12 protein-coding genes are annotated in these 15,405 nt (G+C 64.9%); 8 read left to right on the top strand and 4 right to left on the bottom strand.

Annotated features, from left to right (window positions below; all coding sequences use genetic code 11):
- Positions 1–27 precede the first annotated feature (27 nt).
- The 4 genes from gmd to FFS45_RS24870 all read left to right on the top strand — a co-directional run bounded on the left by gmd (position 28) and on the right by FFS45_RS24870 (position 4,744).
- Positions 28–1,146 (top strand): GDP-mannose 4,6-dehydratase, encoded by a 1,119-nt coding sequence (gene gmd / locus FFS45_RS24885; RefSeq protein WP_137957286.1) that lies wholly within the window; start codon positions 28–30, stop codon positions 1,144–1,146.
- A 31-nt stretch (positions 1,147–1,177) separates the two neighbouring features.
- Entirely contained in the window at positions 1,178–2,134 is a 957-nt protein-coding gene (locus FFS45_RS24880; protein WP_137957285.1) for a GDP-L-fucose synthase, read from the top strand.
- Positions 2,135–2,147: 13 nt separating this feature from the next.
- Positions 2,148–3,290, top strand: a complete 1,143-nt coding sequence (locus tag FFS45_RS24875; protein WP_137957312.1) for a glycosyltransferase family 4 protein — start codon at positions 2,148–2,150, stop codon at positions 3,288–3,290.
- Between the two features lie 104 nt (positions 3,291–3,394).
- Positions 3,395–4,744 (top strand): glycosyltransferase WbuB, encoded by a 1,350-nt coding sequence (locus FFS45_RS24870; protein WP_137957284.1) that lies wholly within the window; start codon positions 3,395–3,397, stop codon positions 4,742–4,744.
- Positions 4,745–4,882: 138 nt separating this feature from the next.
- On the opposite strand, the gene FFS45_RS24865 is transcribed toward FFS45_RS24870, so the two are convergent.
- Complete coding sequence (locus FFS45_RS24865) at positions 4,883–5,404, bottom strand: hypothetical protein (RefSeq protein ID WP_137957283.1); 522 nt, start codon at positions 5,402–5,404, stop codon at positions 4,883–4,885.
- A gap of 274 nt (positions 5,405–5,678) precedes the next feature.
- Here FFS45_RS24865 and FFS45_RS24860 point away from each other — a divergent pair, with 274 nt between their 5' ends.
- Positions 5,679–6,320 (top strand): DapH/DapD/GlmU-related protein, encoded by a 642-nt coding sequence (locus FFS45_RS24860; RefSeq protein WP_171029741.1) that lies wholly within the window; start codon positions 5,679–5,681, stop codon positions 6,318–6,320.
- A gap of 298 nt (positions 6,321–6,618) precedes the next feature.
- Positions 6,619–8,367: a GMC family oxidoreductase gene (locus FFS45_RS24855; protein ID WP_137957282.1), complete on the top strand. Its 1,749-nt coding sequence runs from the start codon at positions 6,619–6,621 to the stop codon at positions 8,365–8,367.
- 97 nt (positions 8,368–8,464) lie between these two features.
- Here FFS45_RS24855 and FFS45_RS24850 read toward each other — a convergent pair whose 3' ends face one another.
- Positions 8,465–9,661: a glycosyltransferase gene (locus tag FFS45_RS24850; protein WP_137957281.1), complete on the bottom strand. Its 1,197-nt coding sequence runs from the start codon at positions 9,659–9,661 to the stop codon at positions 8,465–8,467.
- A gap of 8 nt (positions 9,662–9,669) precedes the next feature.
- Entirely contained in the window at positions 9,670–11,097 is a 1,428-nt protein-coding gene (locus FFS45_RS24845; RefSeq protein WP_137957280.1) for a hypothetical protein, read from the bottom strand.
- 603 nt (positions 11,098–11,700) lie between these two features.
- On the opposite strand from FFS45_RS24845, the gene FFS45_RS24840 reads away from it, so the two are divergent.
- Positions 11,701–12,867 carry an acyltransferase gene (locus FFS45_RS24840; RefSeq protein ID WP_137957279.1) on the top strand — a complete coding sequence of 389 codons (1,167 nt, stop codon included), beginning with the start codon at positions 11,701–11,703 and terminating at the stop codon, positions 12,865–12,867.
- Positions 12,868–12,879: 12 nt separating this feature from the next.
- Positions 12,880–14,043 (top strand): acyltransferase, encoded by a 1,164-nt coding sequence (locus FFS45_RS24835; protein ID WP_137957278.1) that lies wholly within the window; start codon positions 12,880–12,882, stop codon positions 14,041–14,043.
- A 73-nt stretch (positions 14,044–14,116) separates the two neighbouring features.
- On the opposite strand, the gene FFS45_RS24830 is transcribed toward FFS45_RS24835, so the two are convergent.
- The gene (locus FFS45_RS24830; RefSeq protein WP_137957277.1) at positions 14,117–15,379 is read right to left on the bottom strand and encodes a glycosyltransferase; all 1,263 of its coding nucleotides are present in this window, start codon (positions 15,377–15,379) and stop codon (positions 14,117–14,119) included.
- Between the last annotated feature and the right edge of the window lie 26 nt (positions 15,380–15,405).

The following is a 15,405-nucleotide window of genomic DNA, read 5'->3' as shown; positions in this document are numbered from 1 at the left end:
GTCAAACGCTTTGACGAGGGGAACACAATGGATCGCAAGGTTGCTTTGATAACCGGCGTAACAGGGCAGGACGGCTCGTACCTGGCCGACTTGCTGCTTGCCAAGGGCTACGATGTACACGGCATTAAACGGCGCACGTCGCTGTTCAATACCGACCGGATCGATCATCTGTGCTGCGATCCGCACGTGGCCGACCGGCACTTCTTTCTGCATCACGGCGATCTGACCGATTCGTCGAGCATCGTACGCATCATTCAGCGCGTGCAGCCGGACGAAATCTACAACCTGGCGGCGCAAAGCCATGTGGCGGTGTCGTTCGAGGAACCGGAATACACCGCGAATGCGGACGGTCTCGGCACGCTGCGGATTCTCGAAGCCATGCGCATCCTGGGGCTGGAGAAGAAGACCCGTTTCTATCAGGCGTCCACCTCCGAGCTGTATGGGCTCGTGCAGGAAGTGCCGCAGAAGGAAACCACGCCGTTCTATCCGCGCAGCCCGTATGCGGTCGCCAAGCTGTACGCCTACTGGATCACGGTCAACTACCGCGAAGCGTACGGCATGTACGCCTGCAACGGCATTCTCTTCAACCACGAATCGCCGGTGCGCGGCGAGACCTTCGTCACGCGCAAGATCACCCGCGCCATTGCGCGTATTGCGGTAGGACTGCAGGACGACATGTACCTCGGCAATCTGTCCGCGCTGCGCGACTGGGGCCATGCGCGCGATTACGTCGAAATGCAGTGGATGATGTTGCAGCAGGACGAGCCGGAAGACTTCGTGATCGCCACCGGCCAGCAGTTTAGCGTGCGTGAGTTTGTTCAGGCGGCCGCCGCCGAACTGGGCGTGACGGTGCGCTTCGAAGGCGAGGGCGTCGATGAAGTGGGCGTGGTCGACAAGGTGGAAGGCAAGGAAACGCGGCTCTCGCGCGGCGACGTGATCGTGCGCGTCGATCCGCGCTACTTCCGGCCCACCGAAGTGCAGACCCTGCTGGGCGACCCGTCCAAGGCGCACGCCAAACTGGGCTGGCAGCCGAGCACGCCGTTCCAGGCGCTGGTCAAGGAAATGGTGCGGGCCGACTACCAGATTGCGCGCCGCGATGCGCTTGTCACACTGGCCGGCTTCAAGGCGCTCGAGCATCACGAATAGCGTTACGCACATTACTTAAAGGGGAATGGCTATGGACAGGAGCGCGCGCATCTTCGTCGCGGGCCATCGGGGCATGGTGGGCTCGGCACTGGTCCGCCGTCTGCAGGCGGACGGTTATACGGACATCCTGACGAGGACGCATGCCGAATTGGACCTGCTCGACCAGGCAGCGGTGCGGCGCTTTTTCGCCAGCGAGCATGTGGATGTGGTCCTGCTGGCGGCGGCGCGGGTGGGCGGGATTCTCGCCAACGCCTCGCAGCCGGCGGATTTCATCTACCAGAACCTGGCGATCGAGACCAACGTCATTCATGCGGCTTGGCAGGCCGGTGTGACCCGCCTCGTGTTTTTCGGTTCATCGTGCATCTACCCGAAGGCCTGCGCGCAGCCGATCGAGGAGGAGTACCTGCTGAGTTCGGCGCTCGAAGCGACCAACGAACCCTACGCGATCGCCAAGATTGCCGGCCTCAAGCTATGCGAGGCCTATAACCGCCAGTACGGTACGAGGTTCGTCGCGTTGATGCCGACCAACCTGTATGGCCCGAACGACAACTACGACCTGCGCAACAGCCACGTGCTGCCGGCGCTGATTCGCAAGGCGCATGAGGCGAAGCTGCACGGCGACGGTGTGCTGACCGTGTGGGGCACCGGCACGCCGCGCCGTGAATTCCTGCATGTCGACGATCTGGCGGACGCGACCGTCTTCGTGCTTGAGCGCGAGGTGGCCGACGGTCTGTTGAACGTGGGTGTGGGCGACGACCTGTCGATCCGCGAAGTGGCCGAGCGGGTCGCCGAGACGGTGGGCTTCGATGGCCAGATCGAGTTCGACACCTCGAAGCCGGACGGCACGCCACGCAAGCTGCTCGATGTGTCGCGTCTCGCACGGATGGGCTGGCGAGCGCACATCGGCTTGCGTGAAGGCATCGAGGCGACCTATCGCGACTTCGTGGCGCGCTTTGGCGCCGCCACGCTTTCCGAAGGGACGGTGTGAGATGGCTAATGGCATCAATGGCACCGTCACGATCTTTCATAACGTGGTCTGGTCGCGCCACAAGGCCGTGGTGTTTTCGGCGCTGCATGCGATCTCGGCGGCCAGCCCGATCAAATATTCGATCGTGCAGATCTCGGAGACCGAGCATTTCCGGCTCGGCTTTTCCGAGGTCGACTATTCGTACCACCGCTATCCGATGCGCACGCTCTTTCACGGCTGCTACGAGGACGTGCCCACCTGGCGCATGATGTACCGCCTGACCATGGAGGTGCTGCGTACGCGCGCCGATCTGGTGGTGCTGCCCGGCTACCATCGTCCGGAATACTGGGCCATGCTGTTCGCCTGCATTGCGACCGGCAAGCGCCGCGCGGTGTTCTGCGATTCAACCGGCCGCGACCGGCCACGCCGTCTGCTGACGTCGATTCCGAAACGCGTGTTTTTCTCGCTGTGCGACGGCTATTTTGGTTTCGGCGAGCGCAGCCGCGAGTATCTGATGTCGCTCGGCGCGAAGCGCGAACGCATCTTCGTGCCGTGCCAGGCGGCGGCGCTGCCCTGGTCGTTCGTGCCGGAGCGCGCGCTCGACGAGCGTCTGCAGGCCCGGCGCGCCCGCGACCCGGTGTTCCTGTTCGTCGGCCGCCTCTCGCAGGAGAAGGGCGTCGATGCGCTGCTCGATGCATTTGCGGCGATCCGCCAGCGGATTCCTGAGGCGAAGCTGCGCATCGTGGGCACGGGTCCGCAGGGCGACCAGTTGCAGAACCATGTGAACGAGAGCGGCCTCGGCGACGCCGTGTGCTTTGTCGGCAGTCTGCAGGACGAAGGACTGTCGCGCGAATACTTCGGCGCCTCGTGTCTGGTGCTGCCGAGCTTCAGCGAGCCGTGGGGTCTGGTCGTCAACGAGGCGTTGAATCACGGCTGTCCGGCGGTGGTGAGCGACAACTGCGGCTGCGTGCCCGAACTGGTGATCGACGGCGTAACCGGCTACGCGTTCCGATCGGGCGACGGCGCGTCCTTGCATCGCACGATGTTGAAGGCGCTCGAGGCGTTTGCCGATACCGGGCAGACCGCACGCGCCTGCATGGAGGTGATCCGCCGCTTCGATCCGCCGAATGCCGCTTCGAATATCGCACGGGGCTGCGCTGTGATGCTCGCCGCGTAGCGTGATGATGGAATGCTTGATCGCTTGATGCCGGGCTGGTTTGGCTGGACAGAATGACGTGCTGGCGCGGGCGCGGATTGCGCGCTGCGCCGAACGGGAGGGGTATGAGAATATTAATTGTTGGGCTTAACTACGCGCCCGAACTCACGGGGGTCGGCAAGTACAGCGCCGAGATGGCAGAAGCGCTGGTCGCCGACGGGCACGAAGTGCGGGTGGTGTGCGGACCGCCCTATTACCCGCAGTGGCGCATTGCAGCGGGCTTCAGCGCGTGGCGCTACCGGCGCGATCTGCGCAACGGCGTGCATGTGCAGCGGGTGCCCTTGTGGGTGCCGGCGAAGCCCACCGGCGTGTCGCGTCTGCTGCATCTGGCGAGCTTTGCGCTCGCCTCGCTGCCGGCGCTGGCGGCTCAGCTCGCCTGGCGCCCCGAGGTGGTGATGAGCATCGCACCGAGCCTGATGAGCGCACCCGGTGCATGGCTCGTCGCGCGCCTCACGGGTGCGCGTTCGTGGCTGCATATTCAGGACTACGAGGTGGATGCGGCGTTCGATCTCGGCCTTGTCCAGGGCAGCCGCGCCCGGCGCATGGCGCTTGCCGTCGAGCGCTGGCTGCTGGGCCGCTTCGACGTGGTGTCGAGCCTCTCGGCGAAGATGGTCGAGCGCGCCATCGCCAAGGGTGTCGATCCGCTGAAGGCCTACTGCCTGCCGAACTGGGTCGATACGCGCGCCATCGTGCCGCTCGCGCATGCCCGCTACTACCGCCGGCTGCTTGGTCTCGACAAACGGGCCGTACCGCAGACCGTGGTGCTGTACGCGGGCAATATGGGTTCGAAGCAGGGTCTGGAGATTCTCGCCGCCGCTGCGGCCGAGCTTGCCGGGCGGCCCGACATCAGTTTTGTTTTCTGCGGCAACGGGCCGGCGCGTGCAATGCTCGAAGCGCGCTGTGCCGGCTTGCCGAACTGCAGCTTCATGGCTTTGCAGCCGGCCCGCCAACTGAACCAGTTGCTCAACCTTGCCGACATTCACGTGCTGCCGCAGCGCGGCGGCGCTGCCGATCTGGTGATGCCCTCCAAGCTCAACGGCATGCTGGCGAGCGGACGGGCCATCGTGGCGATGGCGTGTGCCGGCACCGAACTGTATGACGTGGTGGCGCCGCGCGGTGTCGTTGTGCCGCCGGAGAACGTCGGCGCGCTGGTGGAGGCGATCGTCACGCTGGCGGCCGATCCGTTGCGGCGCGCGGTGCTCGGCGCAGCGGGGCGCGAATATGCCGAACGCAGCTTGTCGAGCGCGAGCGTGCTCGACGCCCTGAGTCGCAAGCTGCGTGAGCTGTGCAGCGATGAGCCCGCCGCAGCGCCAGGCGGCGATACCGGTGGCGCTGGCGGCGTCAGTGGCACATCAGGCGCCTTGGCTCACGAGAAGCTGGTGGGGGCTCCGCTTGAGCCGACCCAGGTGGACTGAGTGCAATGCAGTGGCGAGGATGGAGTTGCCGGCCTTGTCTGAAGGCGGCCACGGTTATGGATTTTGCAGGAACGCCGGTGGCCGGCGCGATAGTCCGCGATAGTCCTTCAGGGCGGCCTGCACGGCTCGCGCGGCGGCCTACCAGGGCATCTTGTAGATGTCGTGGCGCCCGGCGCCGCTTGCGGTGCCATTGCCGTAAAGCTGCAGCGCCGCATTGTCGGGCGTCTGCGTTTGCGTGAGCGCCGCCGTGCCGGCGGTGTTGCCGCGCGCAGCCGCACCGGGTCTGGCGGCGTTGGCGGCCGCGCCGATTGCCGGGCCGCCGGGCTGCGGCGTGCCTGGATTGGTCAGCATGTGCTCGACCGGCGTCGCGCCGCGGCCCTGAGGATTGGCCCCAGTTGCCGGGTCGTTTTGATCGAAGCGGCTATCGGCGCTCTGGGCGCGGTACACCTCGCCATATGCAGCCGGTCCGCCGAGCAGCGGCGAATCGTCGGTGCCGGGTGTGAGCGCGCCGCCCTTGCCGATGCGGTTGGCCGCGGCGGCCGCGCCTTGCGCTTCGGCTGCGGGCGCATCGCCGTAGGTGGCAAGCGCCTGGGCATGGGTTGCGCCGCAAGCGAACAGCAGGGAGAAGGAGAGCGCGATGCGCAGGGCAGGAGCATTCATGAGCGGTATCCGGACGGGTCGGGAGGCGGTGCACTCAATCGCGCCGCGTCATCCTAATGGTAGTGTCAACCGCGCTACGTCCCCTGTCCGATGCCAGTCCAAAGCCGACAAAGCCTGTGCACATCAAGCCAATCGTTGCTAGCAAAAACGAAACCTCGTAAGGACTGTGCACAATTTCTTACACGATGCTACAGGGCGGAAAAGCGCCTCGCAGCGACGGTGGATGACCATCCACGCAGAAGGCAGCAGGATGCAAGTGGAGCGCAATATTCACATGAAACGCGACCAGATCGATGCGGCGCTGGAATGGCAGGCGGATGCCGATGATGCCGCCCGTGCAGCCACCGATGCCACTGTGGGGACTCCGGCCACGCCGCGCGTGATCGACCTGAGCCTTGCGGGCAAGGGTAACTATGTGCGGCGCGTGAGCCGCCTGACCGAGGCCGCGTGGTTCGTGATCGAGGCCTGCGTGATCAACAACAAGCTGGTGCCGTTCTCGGCGCTGCGCGTGGCGCTGTTGCGCCTGTTCGGCGCGAAGATCGGACCGAACTGCCGTTTCGTGCACCCGCTGCGCGTGAAGGCGCCGTGGAATCTCGAAGTGGGTGCGAACTGCTGGTTCGGCGTCGATGCGTGGATATACAACCAGGCGCCGGTTCGCATCGGTGCGAACGTGTGCATTTCGCAGGGCGCGCTGCTCACTGCCGGCTCTCACGACTACGCCACCAACATGGATTTGCGCGTGGCGCCCATCGTGATCGAAGACGGCGTGTGGATTTCCTCGAAATGTGTGGTGCAGATGGGTGTGACAATCGGCCGTTCCACGCTCGTGACGCCGCTTTCCGTGGTGCATCGCTCGCTTGCGGCCGAGGGCATCTACGGCGGCAATCCGGCTCGCTTTATCAGGAAGCGCTTCTGACAACAACGCGTGCCGTAATGCGTGATAACGAACACCACGATTCGCGGCATGCGTGAAATATAGATGGCAGTACTTGAATTACCCGGACCGGTTCGGCCCGGGCGACAGCAGACCGCCGCAAGCGGCATGTCGAAAAGCAGTGCGGATGGGTCCGAACATGTACCACTGGATGCCGTCGCGGGCCAGGCGCCGGCGTTGCAAGTACATGAACCGGGACGACCCCGGCAGTGCTTGCGAACCCAGGGTGGCCGGCGTGGAGTGCCGGTAAGGCGGCTGCACAAGAATCACGGGAGCGGGGATGTTCATCGACAGCCGGGGTGTGGAAGAGCGGTCGGTCATCGGGACCACCGTTTGCATTATCGGTGCGGGCGTAGCCGGTATTACGTTCGCGCTCGAAATGGACAAGCTGGGCATCGACACGTGCCTGCTGGAGAGCGGCGGCTACAAGGCCGATGACGAAACGCGCGACCTGTATCGCGGCGAGAATGTCGGCGTTCCGTATACGTTTGCGGATGGCAGCCGCAGCCGCTTTCTCGGCGGCAGCAGCAATTGCTGGGGCGGCTGGTGCCGGCCGCTCGATCCCTGGGACTTCGAGAAACGCGCCTGGGTGCAGGATAGCGGCTGGCCGTTTGGCCTCGAAGAACTCAAGCCGTACTACGAACGCACTCACGGCCTGCTGATGCTCGGGCCGCAAAACTTCGATCCGGCGTACTGGGAGGCGGCGATCGGCCGTACCGACGTGCGCCGCCACCCGCTGCCGAGCGGCAATGTGCGCGACACCATTTCACAGTTCAGCCCGCCCGTGCGGTTCGGCAAGCAGTATCGCGGTGAATTGCAGAAATCGCGCCACGTGCGCGTGTTTCTCAACGGCAACGCGCTCGATATCGAAACCGACGCCGAAGCCCAGAACGTCACGCGCATCCAGGTGGGCACGCTGAGCGGGCGGCGCTTCGCGGTGAGCGCGAAAGTGTTCGTGCTGGCCACGGGCGGCATCGAAAACGCGCGTCTGCTGCTGGCCGCCAACAAGGTGCAGGCAGCGGGTCTCGGCAACGGCCACGACCTCGTGGGCCGCTATTTCATGGATCATCCACGCATCATGTCGGGCAGCATCCGCTTCAATCCGGCATGGGCGCGCAACAAGCTATACGACATCAAGTACCACTACCAGAACGATGCGGTGAAGGCGCACGGCCAGCATATTTCGTCGCAGTTCGCGCTGACCCAGGAGGTGCTCGAACGCGAGAAACTCCTGAATGCGCGCGTATGGTTCTATTCGATGTTCTACGGTGAGAACACCGCGGGCGCCGAGGCGCTGATCCGCTGCAAGCAGGCCTTGCTGAAAAAAGACCAGCCGGGCTGGAGCTTGCGCCGCGACCTGGTGACGATGGCCATGCATCCGGTCGAGGCGGGCTGCTTCGGCGCCGCCCGCCTGTTCCAGCCGCGCGCGCTGATCACCGACGTGAAGTTTCAGACCATTGTCGAGGCCGAGCCCAATCGCGATAGCCGCGTGACGTTGTCGACCCAGCGCGACCGGCTCGGCATGAATCGCGTCAAGGTGGACTGGCAGTTGACCGAACTGGTCAAGCGAACCTTCGATCGCACCAATGCGCTGCTTGCCCAGGAGATGCAACTCGGCGGCGTGGCAAGCGTGTCGCTCGATGCGCCGCTCGAAGGACGGCCGTGGCCCACGCAACTGGAAGGCACCTGGCATCACATGGGCACCACGCGCATGCACGATTCGCCGCGCCAGGGCGTGGTGGACCGCGATTGCAAGGTACATGGGATCGCTAATCTGTATGTGGCCGGCAGTTCGGTATTCCCGACGGTCGGCGCGAACTTCCCGACTATCACGATCGTGGCCTTGACCTTGCGGCTTGCCGAGCATGTCGCAGCCGCGCTGAAGGGGCGCGACGGCGCACTGCACGCCGGCGTGGCGGCGCTGGTTCCGGCGCCCGCGGCCAGCGGTGAACCGGTTGGCGAGAAACTGCCGTTTGCGGCCGAGGTGCGGCCGATGGGCGAGAACCTGCTGTTCCTTGCCAAGAAGTGAAGCGGCCCACGGGCGGTGGCAGCGCCACAGCGGCGATGCTATCGCGCCTCGCGTGCGGCGGAGTCCCGCTCGCTCGGCAGCGTGTCGCTTCGATTGATTAACCCTGCTCGAGCGCGAGCGAGCGCGCCTGCGGGTCCTGGCTGCGGCGCCCCTGCTGCAGGACGCGGAGCAGATCGGCCGACATCGCCTCCACCGTGAAATGCTGTTCGAAGCAGCGCAGGGCTTGCACGCGCATTGCGGCCGCCGCGGCGGAATCGAGTTGCAGCCAGCGCGTGAGATTGGCGAGCGTGCCTTCGACGCTATCCGGCGCGATGAAACCCGCCCCTTGCGCCTCGACCTCGCGGCAGATATTCACCTTGTCGGAGATCAGCGCGGGCAGACCGCAGGCGAGCGCCTCGGCCACCGCAATGCCGAAGTTCTCCTGATGCGACGGCAGCACGAAGGCGTCGCTGGCGTAGAAGGCCCCCCATTTTTCGTCGCCTTGCAGCATGCCGGTCCACGTGACGCGCTGGGCGATGCCCAGTTCGTTCGCAAGCGACTTGAGGGCCGGGGTCCACTCGCTATTGTCGGGGCCGGCCATCACCAGGTGCATGGAGGTATCGGACTCGCAGAGCGTGGCGAATGCCTTCAGCAGCAGGTCGCAGCCTTTCTTCGGATGGATGCGGCCGAGAAACAGCAGCAGCCTGCGATCGCGCAAGGCGGGTTGCGCCGCATGGAAAGCGGCGCGCAGATGGGTGGCATCGGCGGGCGGCCGGTTGGTGCCGAACGCGACTACCTCTTCTTTGGCACGGTAGAGTCTGAACGACTGGCGTGCGAGTATGCGCTCTTCCTCGGCAGTAAACAGCACCCGCGTGGCATCGCGCAGCACCCGGTATTCGGCCCATGGCCAATAGAGGCATTTCTTCAGATGCTTGAGCGGATAGGTACGCTTGAACCACGGGTCGAGCATGCCGTGCGGAAAGACGTAGTAGGGCACGCCGCTGTGCCGCAGCGCTTTCCATGTCGCATAACTGGGGTATTGCCACAGGCCGTTGACGATCACGGCGTCGAATTCCGCGGCATGGCGCTGCAACCACGGCACGAGGTTCGGCGTGTAGCCATAGAAACCCTTCGCGGGTCCAAGCGCATGCACGGGCAGCGGGAACGTGTCGAGCCAGGGCGCGGCCGGATCGTCGACGCTCGCGACTTCGACCTGATGGCTGAGCGCGGCGATGCCAAGGCCGCTTTGCCGCACGGCCTCGATGGGGCCGCCCGTGCGCGGATCGAGGCTCGGCAGCACGTGCAGGATCTTCATGGGCGCGCTCACTGGGACGTTCCTGGCTGAGCTTTGCCGCGCAGGCCGGGTGGCAGCGGGGCGAGGCCGGGCCGTCCTTCGAGATTGCCGCTCGGCCATTGCGGCGCGGGCGTCATGGTCGGCACGCGGTATGGCCGGCCGACGTGGCGGGCCGCGCGCACCCGCATGGTCTGCGCGATGCGGCTATAGGTGGCCACCAGCATGCCCAGTGCGACGCCGAACACGAGCCCCGAGAAACGCGGCCCCAGCGGGTTGCCGCCAATCGAGGTGGCCGGCAGGGCGGCAACCAGCAGGATCGCGCGGCCCAGCACGGGCAGATACAGCAGGTTCGGCATGCGCCGCCGCCATTCGCGATGCGCGAGCGTGCCTTTATAGAGCGCGTAGAGGATGGCGAGCGGCATGCCGATGCCGAACAGCAGGCCGCCGGCAAACAACTGGTAGACCCAGAAGTTGTGGCCCGCCACCCACTCGCGGATCGCGAAGAAATCCTTCGCGCTCATCTGCCCCTGGAGGTCGGGCAGGAAGCTCGGCGAATAGCGGTACATGTGCCCATATCCTTCACCGGCGAGCAGCGCGACCGGCGAGGAGCTCACCTGGTCGTACTGGTCCTTCATTTCGGCGAGGCGCGTGATGGTAGTCGGATCGACACCCGCCTCAGTCTCTTTGGAGGCGAAGATGCGCTGGGTCCAGTGCGCCGACACGGCGGGGAAAAGCGCAGCGACGCCGGCCACCGTCACGCACACCAGCAGACCGATCACAATCGAGCGGGTGGCCGCGCGAATCAGGTGCCGCAGCGAGGTTGCGCTTAGCCACGTGGCGAGCAGGAACAGCAGGGCCGTGCCGATCAGCAGCGAGCGCGTCACGCTCAGCAGTTCAATCACGAGGGTGGCGAGAAACAGTGCGAGAGCGAAGCGGGTATAGCGCTTGGCGACGACGAATTCGTGCAATAGCAGGGCCTGCAGGCCGAGGAAAGTAACCGAGACGATGCGAAAGCGCACCTTGTCGAGACCGCCGCCGGTGGCGACGCCGTACATGAAGCTGAATGCCAGCGAGATCACCATGGCCCATAGCAGCGCCTTTTCGATCTGGGCGAGCCGCGCGTCGCTCCACGGATGGCAGGCCACGGCGTAGCCGAGCAGGAACAGCAGGAACGGCAGCAGTACGCGTAGGTAGTTGCCGACCTGATTGCCTTGCAGGGCCTGCGTAAAGACGCTGCCGAGTATCGTCAGCAGCAGTGCGAAGGTGACCACCTTGCGCATATGCGAGCGTTGCTCGAAGCGCGGGGCGATCAGCAGCAGAAAAAAGCCCGCGCCCACCGAGGGCACCACCAGCAGGATCTGGGCGAGATGGCTGGCAGTATCTTCGGAGGCCTTGAAATCGAGTGCGAGAGGCATCAGGAACAGCCAGATCCAGACGCCGGTGAACTTGTTGCGCACGGTTTGGTTCTCCTTGTGCAGCGAGGTCCTCTTCACTAGCAATGTACGAGCCCGCGGCGCCGCGGTCGGTGGGGCAGGCCACGCAAATCACGCATGCCGTGTGGCGTGCGGCATGCGGAGCGAGCGGCGCAAGCGACACAAGCGGGCAGCGGTATGAGGGAGGCGGGCGCGCAGGGCGCGGCGTGAAAGCGGCGAGCGGCAGTGCGCCGGACGCTGTGCGGACCCGGCTTGCGGCAGCAGGCTGCGGCAGCAGGCTGCGGCAACAGCAGGGCGCGGCGGGACGTAAGCCGTGTGCAAACGGGTTGTCGCATGGTCGTTTCCATGGCCCCGGATTCCCCCAATCATGGCTTCGAATATAGCAGCGCGTTAGCGAGCGTCCGACAGCCTGCGGGCGCGGCGGCGTCTGGCGGCTAGTCTTCGGCGTGAATCGACTGCCGCGCGGAGGGCGCACTGCGGCGCGGCGTTGGAGTTCCCCAACAGTGGCTGCGCATGGCCGCGAACGCCGTGATGTTGGCGGATGGAACCGGACCCGTCACAAGAAGATAGGAGGACAACGGGCGGAAATCGGTTTGAACACGTCAATTCCGTAGCGGGGGAATAATCATGCGCTGGTTTGGTACAGACGATTCGAAGGGGCCCCAACGATCGATCGAACTCGATTTCATTCGGGGCATCGCTATCATCGCCGTGATGGGCTTTCATTTCCACACGGTGCATACAGGCAGCGCGCTGGTTGCCGTCATTGAATACCCGCTGAAAAGCTTCGGCAAGGAAGGCGTCAACCTGTTTTTCACACTGAGCGGCTTTCTCGTGGGCGGGCTGTTGCTCAAACAGTATGCCAAGGCGGGACACATCGATGCCCGACGCTTCATCATCCGGCGGATCTTCAAGATCTGGCCTGCCTACTACGTGCTGATCCTGTTCCACGTATTCGCCGGCCGTCATCCCACCAGCACGTTCCTGGTGCAGAACCTGACTCACATGCAGAACTATCTGGGCACCTCGATTACGCAGACCTGGAGCCTCGCGGTCGAGGAACACTTTTATCTGTTTCTGCCAGCGCTGCTGTCGGTCGTGGTGATGCTCAAGCTGCGTGCGAACACGATCCTGGCGCTGCTGCTGGCGATCTGCGCGATCGTGCTGGCGGCGCGCTGCGTGGTGGTGGCGAAGGGCGATCTCGATGCGGCGTTCTTCTACACGCAATATCGCATCGACAGTCTGCTGTTTGGGGTGATCCTCGCCGCCGTGTACTGGATGAAGCCCGAGCTGTACCGGCGTCTTGCGTCTCACAAGAAGACGCTGATCGCCATGGTGGTGGCGCTGGTTGCATGGCTCGTGCTGGCGATCAAGGATGTTCCGCTCGATGAAAGCATTGGCTACACGATCCAGGCAATCGGCTTTTGCGCGCTGATCGTGTTGACCATCGAGTATTCGCACAAATTGCGCGAGACCCGCGTGTTTCGTGCGGTGGCGTGGATCGGCGTGTACTCGTACGGAATCTATCTGTGGCACTCGCTCGCGCTCGCCCCCGGCGACATGCTGATCCGCAAGTTCGCGGCCCTGCACGTGCCCGCGCTTGCCGCGTGGGCGCCGGTGCTGATCGCGCAGTTTGTGATTGCCATCGTGATCGGCTACGTGACGACGCGTGCCGTGGAGTTCCCGTTCCTGCGCCTGCGCGATGCGATCTTCCCGGCCCGCCGCAAGGGTCCGAAAGGCGAGGGCATGCCGGAGGAACTGGAAGTGCCGGCGGTCGGCGGCCATGTCTTGTAAGGAGATGAGCTGATGGGGAGCCAACGGCGTCTTGCGGTGCTCGATGCGGGACGTGCGCTTGCGATCCTCGGCGTCATTGCCGTTCACCTGTCGCCGTGGTTCGGCCACTTGCCGGCGTGGGTCGCCACAATCTCGCGCTTCGGTCAGTACGGCGTGCAGGCTTTCTTTGTCATCAGCGCGATTACCATCTGCACCACGCTCGAAGAGGATGCACGCCGCTATTCGAGCCGCGATACCTACCGGCGCTTTTACGTGAAGCGCTTTTTCCGCATCGCGCCGCTGTATTTCGTGGCGCTCGCCGCTTACGCGCTGATCGACGACGGCGCGCTCCTGATGCATTCGCGCATGCTGCTGCCGCATGGCGCCGTTGACGTGCTCGCCAATCTGCTGTTTGTCCACGAGTGGGTGCCGGGCGCGATCAACAGTGTCGTGCCGGGCGGCTGGTCGATCGGCGTCGAGATGTTTTTCTATCTGCTGGCGCCGGCCCTGTTCGCCGGATGCCACACAGTTCGCGGGCTGCTGGTCGCGAGCCTGCTGGTCGCGTTCATCTGCGCGGCCTTCTGGTATGCGGGACCGTGCATGCATGCACCTGCCTGTCTGGTGCAGAACAACGCGTTCTATTATTTCTGGCCGCCTGCACAGTTGCCGTGTTTCGTCGTGGGCATCTGGGTGTGGCGTCTGGCGCGTGCCGTGATTGCGGGCGAGGAGCGGCTCGGGCCGCTTGCCCTGTGCGGCACTGTGACGTTCGGCGCGGTGTGCGCCGTCTTGCTGTATCTGTGCGGTGTCGGCGCCGGCCTGAGCCACGGGTTTGCACCGCTGCTCGCCGCATGCGTGTCGGCCGCGCTGCTGCTTCTGATGGCCGGCCTGCCCAAAGCAGTCCTGAGTTTTCCCGTTCTCGCCGCGCTGGGCCAGAATAGTTACGGCGTTTATATCTGGAACTTTGCTGGCATCGTCGTCATGCGAGCGGTGCTAAAGCTAGGCGTGTTCCGGGACGCGGCGCTCACGTACCCACTGCCTGGTTATCTTGCGGCGCTCGCGCTGGTGACGCTCTGCGCGTATCTCGGCGCCCGCGCAACGGCGCGCCATATCGAGGAACCGATGTCGCGGCTCGCGCGCGAACGCTGGCTGAGGCCGGCCGGCGGCACGGTGCGCCGCGCTCAGGGACCGGTGGGATGAGTGGAGTCTGCTGGGGGCGGGGGCGCGATTCGAGTCGCTGAGCTGGAAGCGTTGCTTTGGCGATCAGGTTCGCTCAGGTCGTCGCGGCGCCGGGTTGGCATTCGCTCGCAGTCCATAGCTTCGGGCTTTCGAGCAGCGCCGACTGCAAGGTCTGCTTGAACTGCGCGAGCGTATTGCGTTCGAGCAGATGCGCGCCGTTCGCCGCGGACGGGCGTTGCCAGTCCTGCTCCAGTAGCGTGTCGAGCGCCTGATTGATCGCATCGGGTGTGAGCTCGTCGATCACCGGGCCGAGCTCGCCGTCGCGGCAAAACCAGCCGATCAGGCCATCGGCCGTCGCAATCAGCGGCTTGCCGAAGCGGTAGGCTTGCACCAGCACGCCGCTCATTCCGTAGTGCCCTTTGTAGCCAAGCCAGATGATGTCGCAGGCGGAGAACAGCGCCTGTTCGGTGTCGGTGTCGATAAAGCGGTCCATCACCACCGGCGCCGGCGTCAGTTGCGTCAGCGCCCGCAGCAAGGGCGAGCGCACATCCATATCCTGGGCGCCGGCGATGACCAGCGTCGGGGCATCGTCGCGAGCGGCCAGCGCATCGACCAGTTCGAAAATACCTTTGCGCTCGCTGATCGCGCCGTAGACCAGCACAAACTGGCCGTAAGCGGCGAGGCCGAGCTGCTCGCGGGCCGCCCACGGGTCGAGCGGCGCCGCTTCAGGGCAGGGATCGGCCAGATACCGGACGGGCGCGGCGCCCGGTCCGGCGCCGGAGGCAGGAGACTGGGCACACCAGTCGGCCAGCGTCGGGTCGATGGTCAGCAAGGTCTTCAGGCCGCTCGTGCGGATCGCGCGCCGGAACAACTGCCCTTTGACCGTATTGACGAACGGACGGCGCGGTGCACGCACGCCGGCTTCGTGATGATGGAACGTCGCACGCATCGTAATGCCAAGCCAGGGTGTGCTGCCGAACGGTGAGCCGAGCACAGGCAAGGCATAGAAGAAGTAATCGACATACGGCACGACTACCTGCACCACGTGGTACTCGCGGCTGATGGTGCGGTAGATGTGCTGGAAATGGCGAAAGAAGCGCACATAGCTGAGCGAGCCGAGGCCGGGGCGGCCGGCGTCGGCAGGCGGGTCGACGAAGCTGATCTGCAGGTCGGCCGTGGCGTCCGTGCCGTTGCCGGCGGCAAGGCGTTGCGCGAGCGGGTGGGTGGCGTTGGCCGAGGCGGTGACGATCACGCATTGATAGCCCGCGCCGACACAGGCTTGCGCGGCCCACTCGGCATAGCGCCAGCGGTGGCCGGAGAAGTCGGGTTCGATAACGAGGACAGTGTCTTTTGTCATACCCCAAAGGTAACGAAAAACATTGC

This window comes from Burkholderia sp. 4M9327F10, from assembly GCF_005503145.1.
Taxonomy (GTDB): Bacteria; Pseudomonadota; Gammaproteobacteria; order Burkholderiales; family Burkholderiaceae; genus Paraburkholderia.
Note: the sequence above shows the minus strand (reverse complement) of the source record. Positions and strands in the feature narration are given on the sequence as shown.

Bases quoted from the DNA above. Each gene is read 5' to 3' on its own strand.
- gmd (WP_137957286.1), top strand. From the start codon at position 28: ATGGATCGCAAGGTTGCTTTGATAACCGGCGTAACAGGGCAGGACGGC.
- FFS45_RS24880 (WP_137957285.1), top strand. From the start codon at position 1,178: ATGGACAGGAGCGCGCGCATCTTCGTCGCGGGCCATCGGGGCATGGTG.
- FFS45_RS24870 (WP_137957284.1), top strand. From the start codon at position 3,395: ATGAGAATATTAATTGTTGGGCTTAACTACGCGCCCGAACTCACGGGG.
- FFS45_RS24865 (WP_137957283.1), bottom strand. From the start codon at position 5,404: ATGAATGCTCCTGCCCTGCGCATCGCGCTCTCCTTCTCCCTGCTGTTC.
- FFS45_RS24860 (WP_171029741.1), top strand. From the start codon at position 5,679: ATGAAACGCGACCAGATCGATGCGGCGCTGGAATGGCAGGCGGATGCC.
- FFS45_RS24855 (WP_137957282.1), top strand. From the start codon at position 6,619: ATGTTCATCGACAGCCGGGGTGTGGAAGAGCGGTCGGTCATCGGGACC.
- FFS45_RS24850 (WP_137957281.1), bottom strand. From the start codon at position 9,661: ATGAAGATCCTGCACGTGCTGCCGAGCCTCGATCCGCGCACGGGCGGC.
- FFS45_RS24840 (WP_137957279.1), top strand. From the start codon at position 11,701: ATGCGCTGGTTTGGTACAGACGATTCGAAGGGGCCCCAACGATCGATC.
- FFS45_RS24835 (WP_137957278.1), top strand. From the start codon at position 12,880: ATGGGGAGCCAACGGCGTCTTGCGGTGCTCGATGCGGGACGTGCGCTT.
- FFS45_RS24830 (WP_137957277.1), bottom strand. From the start codon at position 15,379: ATGACAAAAGACACTGTCCTCGTTATCGAACCCGACTTCTCCGGCCAC.